The 12,578-nt window shown below is 32.8% G+C and carries 11 protein-coding genes; 6 read left to right on the plus strand and 5 right to left on the minus strand.

From position 1 onward, the window contains the following. Positions 1-64: 64 nt before the first annotated feature. Positions 65-1,447, minus strand: a complete 1,383-nt coding sequence (locus tag BLV40_RS18750) for an O-antigen ligase family protein (RefSeq protein ID WP_090692756.1) — start codon at positions 1,445-1,447, stop codon at positions 65-67. Between the two features lie 293 nt (positions 1,448-1,740). Between BLV40_RS18750 and BLV40_RS18755 the strand changes: the two genes are divergently transcribed. After that, complete coding sequence (locus tag BLV40_RS18755) at positions 1,741-2,379, plus strand: trimeric intracellular cation channel family protein (protein ID WP_026592114.1); 639 nt, start codon at positions 1,741-1,743, stop codon at positions 2,377-2,379. A 143-nt stretch (positions 2,380-2,522) separates the two neighbouring features. On the opposite strand, the gene BLV40_RS18760 is transcribed toward BLV40_RS18755, so the two are convergent. Continuing rightward, positions 2,523-3,827: a glycosyltransferase family 39 protein gene (locus tag BLV40_RS18760; protein ID WP_090692758.1), complete on the minus strand. Its 1,305-nt coding sequence runs from the start codon at positions 3,825-3,827 to the stop codon at positions 2,523-2,525. A gap of 486 nt (positions 3,828-4,313) precedes the next feature. Here BLV40_RS18760 and BLV40_RS18765 point away from each other — a divergent pair, with 486 nt between their 5' ends. The 4 genes from BLV40_RS18765 (at position 4,314) to BLV40_RS18780 (ending at position 8,188) form a co-directional block, all read left to right on the plus strand. Beyond that, the gene (locus BLV40_RS18765; protein WP_026592116.1) at positions 4,314-4,826 is read left to right on the plus strand and encodes an acyl-CoA thioesterase; all 513 of its coding nucleotides are present in this window, start codon (positions 4,314-4,316) and stop codon (positions 4,824-4,826) included. A gap of 232 nt (positions 4,827-5,058) precedes the next feature. Continuing rightward, a complete protein-coding gene (locus BLV40_RS18770; RefSeq protein ID WP_090692760.1) occupies positions 5,059-5,781 on the plus strand; it encodes a LicD family protein in 723 nt (240 codons plus the stop codon). A gap of 57 nt (positions 5,782-5,838) precedes the next feature. Next, positions 5,839-7,293 carry an oligosaccharide flippase family protein gene (locus BLV40_RS18775; protein ID WP_026592118.1) on the plus strand — a complete coding sequence of 485 codons (1,455 nt, stop codon included), beginning with the start codon at positions 5,839-5,841 and terminating at the stop codon, positions 7,291-7,293. 73 nt (positions 7,294-7,366) lie between these two features. Continuing rightward, on the plus strand, positions 7,367-8,188 hold the full coding sequence (locus BLV40_RS18780; protein ID WP_026592119.1) for a glycosyltransferase family 2 protein: 822 nt from the start codon (positions 7,367-7,369) through the stop codon (positions 8,186-8,188). 49 nt (positions 8,189-8,237) lie between these two features. Here BLV40_RS18780 and BLV40_RS18785 read toward each other — a convergent pair whose 3' ends face one another. Continuing rightward, positions 8,238-9,176: an SDR family NAD(P)-dependent oxidoreductase gene (locus tag BLV40_RS18785; RefSeq protein WP_090692763.1), complete on the minus strand. Its 939-nt coding sequence runs from the start codon at positions 9,174-9,176 to the stop codon at positions 8,238-8,240. Between the two features lie 56 nt (positions 9,177-9,232). Further along, positions 9,233-9,805, minus strand: coding sequence for a TetR/AcrR family transcriptional regulator (locus BLV40_RS18790; RefSeq protein WP_026592121.1), 573 nt, complete (start codon positions 9,803-9,805; stop codon positions 9,233-9,235). 129 nt (positions 9,806-9,934) lie between these two features. Here BLV40_RS18790 and abc-f point away from each other — a divergent pair, with 129 nt between their 5' ends. After that, complete coding sequence (gene abc-f / locus BLV40_RS18795; protein WP_081811029.1) at positions 9,935-11,527, plus strand: ribosomal protection-like ABC-F family protein; 1,593 nt, start codon at positions 9,935-9,937, stop codon at positions 11,525-11,527. Positions 11,528-11,584: 57 nt separating this feature from the next. Here abc-f and BLV40_RS18800 read toward each other — a convergent pair whose 3' ends face one another. After that, positions 11,585-12,460, minus strand: a complete 876-nt coding sequence (locus BLV40_RS18800; RefSeq protein ID WP_090692767.1) for a TetR/AcrR family transcriptional regulator — start codon at positions 12,458-12,460, stop codon at positions 11,585-11,587. Positions 12,461-12,578: the final 118 nt, after the last annotated feature.

A 12,578-nucleotide genomic window follows, 5' to 3' on the forward strand; every position in this document is an offset into this window, starting at 1 on the left:
GTTCTCTTATCGTTTACTATAGCAAAAAATAAAAGCTAACGTGGCGCTAGCTTTTATTTTTCTATCATTCAATTTCTAAATCCACAATTAAATATGCAAAAATTACAACAAAATAAATACTTACTCCAGGAGCAGTTAATACATGACCTGCTATAAACGCAATACCTAAACCTAATGCTAGCGAGGTTGCTAATAATCCGTATTTTACTGTAAATACCTCTCTAAACCTAGTTATTAGTATGAGGAGAATCTTTATACCAAAGTATAAAAATGGAATTAAAAGCAAAGCAAAACCGATAATTCCAAATGCATAGAACCAATCATGGAAATCTCTTTCAATTAGCTTCGGATCCTCTTTGAAATTCCCAGAATATCCCATACCCAATAATTTTTGAGATGTTGGAGCTTCTGCATAGTAATCTTTATACACTTTCTCAAACAGCTCACGTCCGCTGAAAATAAGCGCTTGTGTTTCCTCTTGTTTCTTTACTTCTTTTTCCTCTTGTGTCACAGGAGGTTTATGTTGTGGTTTATCTTCTTTCTTTTCCTCTGCCTCTTTCATCTCTTGTTTATTCTCAAGAAATTGGAAATGAAATCCTATATTTTTGAGGAATGGAGAAAACGGTGTATACGCCACTACTCCAGCAAAAACAACCGTTGCAATGATACCGTTCAGTAAATATGCTTTCTTTTGTCTATCTTTACGCTGTAAAAATGCTTGAACATAACACATAAACACAGCAACAATCATTGTACCAACAATGGCTCCAAATCCTACCTTTGTACCAATAGCAAATAATGAAAAAATCATTAAAAGAGAAGGAATCCAAAAATAACTCTTTGCTATACTTGTTGTTTTTTCAATTGAATATAGAAAAACAATTGGACATATCACTGCTAAAATGGAACCTAATTCATTTCCTGCATAGAACCAACCACGTGAACCGGTTTTTATAGACGTATAACTATTATAATCCGTTCCTGTCGCAATCGAAATAACCATGATGGCATTTATAATTAATGTTGAATATACGATATAATTACGCATTTTTGAATATGTATTTACTTTATTTTTTAATGATTTAAATACAAAGATGTAACAAGTCAGCATAATGATTGGGTATAAAGATTTTGCTATAAATTTAATTTCTTCTCCCAACATGATAGGACTTTTAACGAATTTATTATTTACAAAACCTGCCGCACAAACAATCCCGACTACTATTAAATATATGATATATTTACGATTTCCTTTTTCTTTTGCTTGCAGCAAAATATAGATTCCACCAAGAGCCATTACAAATAAACGCGTAATAACTCCAATTGTTGTATCAATTTTTAAAACCATAATACAGAATGATGTGAGTAAGTCTAAAATCGGCTGTAACATAATGAAAATCAATAAAAAGTTTTCAAATTTATTACTTAAACTATTATTTTTTACCATCTCAAACCCCCATAAATAACTATCATTACCTTATCTCACTTTATACAATTTACAATGAAACTCTAACTCATCTCAAATATTCATTATAACATAATTTTTGAGTTAAGCTCTTTCAATTTATATAGAGAAAAGATAACAAATCCCCTTCTTATATGTCAGATATTTCGTATCTTCAAACGCTTTCTTTCCCCATTTTTTCTTTTTTTCTACATGTAACGAAAAGTAATTGTTATTTCTAAAACTTTAGTGTATATTTTGCTCTGGAACATCTTTAAAGGGAAGGAATTAGAGCTATGTTATTAATCGAAATATTTACGTTTCTTGGCATTGTTGCCGCTGCCATTTCTGGTACATTAGTGGGTTTAAAGAAAGATTTAGATTTATTTGGTGTCCTTTGTTTAGCTGTAGCTACTGCACTCGGTGGCGGAATTATTCGTGATGTTATGATTGGTAACCTCCCTCCCGTTGCATTTGTACAACCAATTTACTTTTTTGTCAGCGTATTAGCTGCTCTTTTTACTTGTATGTTTTTTGAACGTATTAACAAACTTCAAGTTGTAATTATGCTTTCAGATGCTGTCGGTTTAGGCGTTTTTACTGCTATTGGTGCAAACGCAGCAATGTCGCATCACGTTGATGCTTCATTTTTAGTTGTTTCAATGGGTGTTATTACAGGTATTGGCGGAGGAATTTTGCGTGATATTTGCGCTCAAGATATTCCCTACGTATTCCGTAAAGAAATTTATGCCATTGCTTCTATTTTGGGTGCAATTAGTTTTCTTATTACGCATGAAATGGGTGCACACGTATTAGCCTTTTATATTTGTTTACTAGTAACGTTCACCATACGTGTAGTCACTGTTATATATAATGTACATTTTCCAGTTTTCTTTAAAACACATTCAAAGGCAAATGCTAATAAAAGTCATTAAGAGAATTCAAAGCGAATTCTCTTTATTTTATACTCATTGCCTAAATAAAAAAACTCACCATTTTTATGATGAGTTTTCTTTTCATATATACCTCATTATGCTCCCGGAAGATATAGGATAAAACGATCCTGTTACGAATGGCTTTATTTTTTGAAAAATAGCTTTTGACAATAGAAAGACAGCATATAAACACCTAAACTTTGTAAAATAAAAATGCTCGGTATGATTAAACTACCGTATACAATATCCTTATTCAAAAGTTTCATTCCAATGTATCCTGTTATAAGTAATAGGAATAACATATAGCCTTCGCTCTTTTGTTTTTGAATAGGAAAATGTAAAAGTGCAATTATCATAAATAAAGTTACAACCATAAAGAGAAGATTTTCACCCTTTAACAGTGCTCCATTCATTCCTTCTGATGATAGTTGATCTATGTTTAACTTAAGAGAAGCTAACCTTTCTGTTTCAAACGCCTTTAATGTTTGATCCATACGTTCTTTCCAACTTTGCGTTTGAACCGTTTCTTGTTTATTGTGCTGTTCCCCAATTAAAACCGATTGCACATATGCATTGTTAGAAATCGTATACTGTTTTATTCCCATTGCTTGAATCCCATAATTCACACTAAAATGTGTCGTATAAAATACAACTAAAATCCCTATTGCCTTTAACAATATATTTTGTTTATCTGCACTTTGGAATATTTCTACTAGTAAAATATACGTAAGTACTAAAATAAGTATAAATACTCCTACTGGATTAATTATATTACTAAAAGCAAATAATACCGCAGCACACACCCATATGTAAGAATGACTCAATCCTTTATGTAGTAATATATAACTCGCACAGTAAAATAAAAATACAGAGAGTGATTCTCCTGTTAACAATGAGCAAGAGAGAATATTAGGCAAATATAACGCGTAAAATACTGCAGCAATCCGACCACATTCCTCTTGAAATAAAATGGTAGCAATTCGATAAATGAAAAACGCCGTACCCATGCAATATAAAATATTACATAATCGTAAAACAAATGTAGCATCGCCAAACACACGAATCAATATTGACTCATATATAATGAAAGGTAATTGACTAATCACCGTTATATTACTGCTTCCTAGCGCAACTTGTTTTGCAGTCTCATACATGGCTCTCACATCACCTATAACTGGGGTATCCAAAAAGAGAACTGCCCCAAGTCTAACGAGTACTGTCATACTCATTAGAAAAATGAGAAACTGTTTATCCGTAAATCGATATTGCAAAATAGAAGCGAGAAGTAAAAAGAGTATAACGAAAATGGATAGTACAATCGTTACGCTCGTGGCACTTCCTCCTAATAATTGCTTGCTCCCCTCAAAAGCGTTCCAGCAAGAATAAGCAAAAAAGGCAAGCATAGTTCCAATAATCATTTTACTAAATCCTGTTTGTATGTGATTCATATGTATATTGCACCTCTATTTCCATTTATAACACAACGATTCTATCACGAATAGACACATGACAGTTAAAAAATTTATCTCTCTATTCGCGGGCAGTAATACCCCCACCCTAAAATTTAAATGGAAATAGAGGGATTAAATGAGAGATAAACTGTCCTTAAAAACCCAATTGAAAAGGATTCATAATCAATTGAGAATGAAAAAATCCTCACTGATTAAAATTTCACTATATATGACAAAAATAGCACACTCTTTTTTTTACTTGCAATGTAAGCGAAACCTCTTTTACACTACAATCTATACAAAACAAATTTTCTTTCAGTTACCCGCATAGAAATGCAACATTATTCTATTTTAATAAGATCAACTTCTTATCGAATATCGATTGTCTAAATAACAAATAGTATTCAATAGAAGAGATCAATCTTTTTTATACAGGAAATGAGCGTACCACTCTGATTGAAAACGTAAATAGGAGTAGATTATATGGATAAGAAATTTATGAGAGAATCAAAAGCAATTAAAACAACGCGTGTTTTCCCAAATGATTTAAACAATCATCACACCTTATTTGGCGGAAAATTATTAGCAGAAATTGATAGCATTGCATCTATTGCAGCAGCAAGACATAGCAGAAAACATTGCGTAACAGCTTCCATTGATTCTGTTGACTTTTTAACTCCAATCCATCAAACGGATTCCGTTTGTTATGAGGCATTCGTTTGCTATACTGGAAAATCCTCTATGGAAGTGTTTGTGAAAGTCGTTGCAGAAAATTTATTAGAAGGAGAGCGTCGTATTGCTGCAACTTGCTTCATCACATTCGTAGCACTAGAAAATGAAAAACCCTCTTCTGTTCCTCAGGTGCTACCAGAAACAGAAGAAGAACATTGGTTATATAAAACAGGCAAAGAACGTGCACAAAACAGAAAAAATAATCGTTTAAAAAGTAAGGAAATGGCTGCCGTATTAACATTGAATAAACCTTGGAATGTATAAAACTTCTTCCCAAAAGACCATGACTCCCTTAGCGAATATAGTTCCACTATATTCGCTATTTTTTTTAACTATATCTATAAACGTTCTGTCTTACAAAAAAACATATAATTCCCCCTAATCTACATCATATATCTTCCTAGCCAATAGTTGATTTACAAAGTTTATGTGCGGTACACTTATATCCGACGTTATGAATTACCAATATTAATTTATTCAATATGGGGGACATTTCTTGAAACTTATACAATGTATTAAAAATCATTCACTTTATAGAAAAGTAAAATCAATCCCTGTTATTCAAAATTATTCTCAGAATAAAACACTTCGTATTAGAAGAGCAAACATGGAGCAGCATGGATTAAAATCACTCATTCTAATGCAAGAAGCATTTAAATCGGCAGGGCATACATTTTGGTTAGATTATGGGACTTTACTAGGTGCTGTACGTGAAAAAGACTTTATTGGACACGACGATGATATTGATGTTGGAACTTTTTACGTAGATGAACAAATGAAACAAGCTATTGAGGATCAAATGAAAAAAAGAGGTTTTATAAAAGAAAGAGCATTTGTAATCGACGACAAGACTGTAGAGGAAACATATGTCTATAACGGCGTATACATTGATATCTTCTATTACTTTAAAGAAGAAAGCCATAAAATATGGTGTTATTTCTTTGAAGGTGGTAAAAATGTAAAGTTTGGAAATTCAGGAACTACTCGTATTTCAACTGGTTGGAAAACAAAAAAAGCCATCTCTACATTTACAGGCATGAGAACAATTCCGTTCAAAGGTGAAACGTTTACTGTTCCTAGTAATTATGAAGAATATTTAATAGACAACTATGGTCCAAATTATATGATTAAAAATGCAAATTGGGATTCTTCTAACGCTGCTTCCAACATTGAATTACTTCCAATAGAACATGCAAAAGGAATCTATTTTAATAACTAATATAATTTATTATGAAAGATACTGACGTAACTTTCATGTATGTAGAAAGGTGAAATCATGCAAAAGTCACTTGTCTCAAATATTTTCTATAAAATATTGCTCAATACCTTTAATATCATACTTCCCATTTTAGTTGGTCCATACGCATATCGAACGCTCGGAGTCGATTCAATGGGAACGGTTAATTTCTCTGAAACTATTTTTAATTACTTTTTCATTTTTGCTGTATTTGGTGTATATCAATATGGATTACGTGAAATCAGTTTAGTGAAAAACGATAAGAAGAAAGTTTCACAATTGTTCACGAGTCTATATGTGATTAACTTTACAACCAGTATCTTGGCTTTAACAGCCTTTTTATTATTTAGTTATATTGGATACGGGAACCAGGATTTATTCCCTGTACTTCTCATTTTCGGATTCAACTTTATCTCAAATTTATTTTATGTAGAATGGTTTAATGAAGCACATGAAAATTATGATTTCATTACGAAGAAAACCGTTGTTGTTCGCTTGATTTATGTTGTGCTTCTTTTTATTTTTATTCATGGAGCAGATGACTATAAGCAATTTGCCGGTTTATTAGTTCTATCAACATTTTTAAACCATACTATTAGTTTTATATATGTGAAGCGCCAAGTTAAGTTTGATTTTTCCAATTTAACAATTATTCCACATTTAAAGCCCTTATTTTTAGTTGTCATTTTTTCAAATGCTAATATTCTATACACACAACTAGACCGCTTTGTTTTAGGAGAATATGCTGGAAAAGCTGAAGTGGCTTTCTATGTAATGGCCTTTCAAATTATGACCATTATTAATACACTTATGTTAAGTGTTGTACAAGTTACAATTCCAAGACTTTCGTATTTGTCAGGAAACGCAACTGAAGAAGCATATGAATCGCTACTAAATAAAATTTCAAAAGTATATTTTATTACGCTATTTCCTGCAGCAATTGGATTAATGCTTATTGCTCATGAAGCTGTTGTCATTTACGGTGGAAAGGAATATGCTGGAGCTGGTAACACATTAATTATTTTTGCATTTTATATGATTTCAGTAGGGATCGAATCAATTTTATCAAACCAAATTATTTACGTAAAAAAGAAAGAAAGCATTTTAGTGCGCTTTTTATTCATTTGCGGGTTCATAAACCTTGCATCCAATATCGCACTTATATATTTCCACGTACTCACACCAGCAACAGCAATTTTCACAACAACAATCGCTAACTGTTTGTTAATTACACTTGAGTATATTTATGTGAAAAAGAAATTAAAAGTCAATTACACATTGTTCGATATACAGAAACTAAAATACATGTTCTATTCACTGACATTTTTACCAATAGCGTTCTTAGTTGATACGGTAATTTCGGAACAAATTCTACAAGTTATCATTACAATATTAGGATGTGCATTAGCTTATGCACTTATCCTATTCATAGTGAAAGATGAAATTCTCTATATGCTATTAAACAAAATGAAGACAAGATTTAAAAGAGCTTAATGTAGATGAAATAAGAAAACAAACTATTTTTCTTCATATGAACAAATGAACCTTCTTGAAGGAGCTGTTATAATTGAAATTCTCTTTAATCATGGCCACTTGTGGCAGACGTGATGATATTCTTGACTTACTAAAATCGTTAGAAAAACAAACTTATAAAAACTTCGAGCTCATTGTAGTTGACCAAAACGATACACCAATTTCTGATCTCTTTGAAGATTATAAGGAAAAGTTCGCAATCAATTATATTTACACGCCTATTAAAGGATTATCTCGTGCCCGTAATACAGGGTTAAAAGTGACTGATGGCGATATTATTGCTTTTCCAGATGATGACTGTGTTTATGAAACAAACGTGTTAGAAAGTATACTCGAAACATTTGATGCTAATAAAAATATTCAGTTTGTCTCGACAAACACTACAAATGTTGAAAAAACCGGATCATTAATACATGCTCCAAAAACAAATATTATGTTAAATAATAAATATGGATTCATAGGTCCTTCTTTTGCACTATTCTTTACGAAACAATTTGTACAAGATGTTGGTACATTTGATGAAGACTTAGGTGTTGGATCTGGAACAATTTATGGAGCTGGTGAAGAAACCGACTTCGTACTGCGCGGTATGAAAAATGGATATACCGGACTATTTAGAAAAGACTTATTCGTATACCATCCCGTAAAAGAAGAAGTGATTAATGAGCAATCATTAAAAAGAGCCATTTCCTATGCCGGCGGTTTCGGGAGAGTTATTCGTTTACATTATGGCTTCCCTTACTTTTTACGTGCAGTTGCAGCTGCTGCATTCCGTATAACACAAAACATTTCAAACGATAAACGTAAATTCCATGCAAATCGCTTAAAAGGAATCGTTCGAGGATATTTTAAATAGAAAAAAAGAAGAGCGCCGTTCAATATTAGAACAGTTTACTCTTCTTTTTTTATCTAGTTTCCCTCTTCAAAAACGAAATAGTCTCCTTTAATCCATCGCAATAAGGTGTCATTGGTATTTTACCAATATAGTTCTCATATTTTTCTCCACTCAATATAACTGGCTCTTCTATCAAATACAGCATTTCTACAAACTCCTTCATTTGTTTATCAAATAGGCCAAGCATTCTAATCATACGTTTTTTTACAGTCATTATAGGCTTTGTGTATCCAGTTAATTCTCTTATATACCCAATCATCTCTTCTCCTGTAATTACGCCACATCCTGGTATATTCCAGTTTTGTCCGTATGCATCATCACATAATGCTAGTTCAACAATAGCATTAGCTCCATCTGGCGTATAAATATATTCCCTTGCAATCCCTTTATCCCCAACAAAGCTAGATATTTTATTTTTAAGAACACCTTGTAGTGTATGATGAACAAGTGTACTTTCCGCATTCGGGCCATAAAAATCTGGAAAATGAGCAATAAGTACTGGTACCCCAGCCTGTTTCGCCATCAATTCAAGTTGCAAACGAATTTTCCCCTTCTTTGTATGTGGATTCTTTTCATCCTCTTCCGTTACCTTCTCTCGCCCCTGCCTTCCATACCCATAAATGTTATCTACCATCGCTAATTTAGCACCGTAATATTTCGTTGTTTCTAATATATTCTTTAGTAACTCCGGTTGTTTGGTCTCCCAGTCTAAATATGGAATATTTACAGCATGAAATATAACATTTACACCTTTTGCAGCTTCCATTATATTTGCTCGCTTAAATACATCTCCCGCTATTATGTGTACTCTTTCCTCATCGTAAAATAGCTTTTCTAGTTTCTCCTTATTTCTCGCAAAAGCAACTACATCAATCCCTCTCCTACATAACTCCTTTGTAATTGCATACCCCATTGCTCCAGATGCCCCCAATACTAGCGCCTTTTTCATCATCATATCCTCCTTTTAATTAACCACTGTTCAATTAATGTTAAAAAGAAAATCACTTACATAAGAAGCGATTTTACAATGAAGTCCACATGTGCATTAGCCAAATTTCGTACATCTTCAAATGTTTGAACATTTCTACAATAATGTGAAACAAACCCATGTAATGATAAAAAAACAGACCATATAGTCATTATACTTACCTTCTCATTACATAAGGAAGATACAACATTAGCAAACTTGTTATAACTGGCATTTGGCTCATTTGCTAGACATTCTTTTAATTCTTCATCTTTAATCAAAAACATAATTTCATAATGACTTTGATTTCGTAGACCAAATTCAATAAAACCCAATAAAACGGCTTTTAATTGTTCTTCTCTCTGTAAATTTTGAGCAATCGTTTCATCCAATTTTTGATCCAATAATTGAAAATCTTGCTCAACCATCGCATAAAAAAGTTCTGCTTTATTTTTAAAATGATAATAAATTGAACCATGGCTATACCCTAGTTCTCCCGCAATCTTACGCATTGAAGTATGCTGATACCCTTGTTTTATAAATAAATCTCTCGCTGCATTTATAATCATTTCTCTTGTTAACTCTTGTTTAACCGCTCTTCTTGGTGACATTTTTTATACCTCACACTTTAATTAACCACTGTTCAATTACATTATATTCCTTTTTTAAAAATATGCAACCCTATTCTTGTAAAAATATACATTTCGAAAGGATAGCATTATATACAAGAATTTAGTATCATGATTCAAGATACTATTTTGAAATGGACGGGGGACAATATGAGCTTATTAACAGTTGAAAATTTAGGTCATACATTTGGTGATCGCACACTATTTAAAGACGTATCAATGCGTTTATTAGCAGGTGAACATGTTGGATTAGTTGGCGCAAATGGCGTTGGTAAATCAACATTTATGAATATTATTACTGGACAACTTATCCATGACCAAGGACGCGTAGAGTGGACACCTGGTACAGATTACGGATATTTAGACCAGCATACAATCTTAACACCTGGCAGAACAATTCGTGATGTTTTAACAGATGCATTCCTACCTTTATTTGAGAAAGAAAAAGAACTCAATATCGTTACAGAAAAAATGGGGACAGCTACACCAGAAGAATTAGAAGAACTTCTTGATCAAATGGCAGAAATTCAAGATGCACTTGAAGCAGGCGGTTTCTATTTACTAGATATTAAAATCGAAGAAGCAGCACGAGGCCTTGGAATTGATGCAATTGGTTTAGATCGTGATGTTTCTGCACTAAGTGGTGGACAACGTACAAAGGTATTGCTTGCAAAACTTTTACTTGAGCAGCCAGAAGTATTATTACTGGATGAGCCGACTAACTATTTAGACGTTGAACACATTCAATGGTTAACAAATTATTTAAAAGAATATCCACATGCATTCCTTTTAATTTCTCATGATACGGAATTTATGAACAAATGTGTTGATGTTATTTTCCATCTAGAATTCTCAAAAATGACGCGTTATACAGCGACGTATGAGAAGTTTTTAGAGCTTGCAGAAATCAATAAAAATCAACATTTAAACGCTTATCAAAAACAACAAGAATTCATCAAAAAGCAAGAAGATTTCATTGCGAAAAACAAAGCTCGTTATTCTACGACAGGCCGCGCAAAAAGCCGTCAAAAACAGCTTGATCGTATGGAGCGTATTGATCGCCCAGAAACAGCGATTAAACCAGAGTTCTCTTTCAAAGAATCTCGTGCAAGCAGCCGCTTTGTCTTTGAAGGAGAGAACGTAGAAATTGGTTACACACATCCGTTATTACCAAAATTAACAATGACAATTGAACGTGGTGAGAAAATTGCAATTGTTGGATGTAATGGTGTTGGTAAATCAACATTACTAAAAACAATCTTAGGTAAAATTAATCCATTAAGTGGGAAAACAAGCCTTGGTGACTTCTTAACACCAGCCTACTTTGAACAGGAAGTAAAAGCTGATAACATAACGCCTATTGACGCCGTATGGAATACATTCCCAAGTTTAGACCAACATCAAATTCGTGCTATGTTAGCGAAATGTGGTTTAAAAAATGAACATATTACTCGTCCACTAAACCAATTAAGTGGTGGAGAACAAGCCAAAGTTCGTTTATGTAAATTAATGGGTGAAGAAAGTAACTGGCTATTATTTGATGAGCCGACAAACCACCTTGATGTTACAGCGAAAGAAGAATTGAAAAAAGCAATGAAAGCATACAAAGGAACAATCCTTCTTGTATGCCACGAACCAGACTTTTACCAAGATTGGATAACGAAAGTTTGGAACGTAGAAGAATGGGCGCAAGCTAGTAATTAATAAAAAGGTGAACCACAGTGGTTCACCTTTTTATTACTATGGATGGATTTATCCATTTCATGTGATTTTTATATGATAATACCCTGCTAATCTCAACCGAAAATCTTTGAAATTAGCATATGATTTCAAGTTCGCTAGCATTCCTTGAATCACTGGTATTCTTGGATTTGGCAACCTCATTTCGGCTTCCAAAACATCTAGTGTAACTAACAATTCATCATTTTCTAACTGATCTGCCAATGTGCGTTTAAACATAATAATTTCCTGTAAAAAATGTTCCTTTGCTTGCTCTTTAATAAGTTCCGAGTTACAAAAGAATTGTTCTAACTTTTCCTCATTCAAAACAGGTGCATCTGAAGAGTCTATAAGTCCTGTTACAAGATTATCCATTCTCTTTAAAATAAATGATGAAACATGAAATAAATCTATTTCAGTTGCATTTAAAACAATCAACTCTAAATAACCCCTGCATATCCCTTCTACCATAATAACTAGGTCTAAAAGATATGGGGTAACCTGTTCACCATAAATCGATAATAAACTATTTCGATAAAATGCATGTGACTCGAGCTTCACTCTCATCATAAACGCTTCTACTTCTTTATTAAAAGGAATTGCATTTTCCCTCGCGTGCATAATAATGAATTCCTTATGTTTTTGTACATCATTAAATTGACAGTGTAGTTGTTTTTCAAACTTTTCACGTGGTAGTAACGATTCTCCATCAATAGCCATCATCTTGTTGTGGATTTTGTCATAGTAATATCTAAGTGTCGCTAATAACAATTCATCTTTCGACTTGAAATATAAATAAAAAGCTCCTTTTGATATGCCACAAGCTGTTACGATCTCTTGTACTGAAGTTGCGTTTACACCTTTAGTTGCAAATAACTTCATTGCCATCTCTATAATTAAGCGTTCTTTTTCTTTCATAATTTCTCTCCTAATTTAATCTCGCATCTTAAAGTTTTAACTTAAATTTATTATACCATCCCTTTTCATTGACGACTGACCATATGGTCAGTTATATTATGTATTAGACTGACCATTC

This window comes from Bacillus sp. 166amftsu, from assembly GCF_900107445.1.
Lineage (GTDB): Bacteria > Bacillota > Bacilli > Bacillales > Bacillaceae_G > Bacillus_A > Bacillus_A arachidis.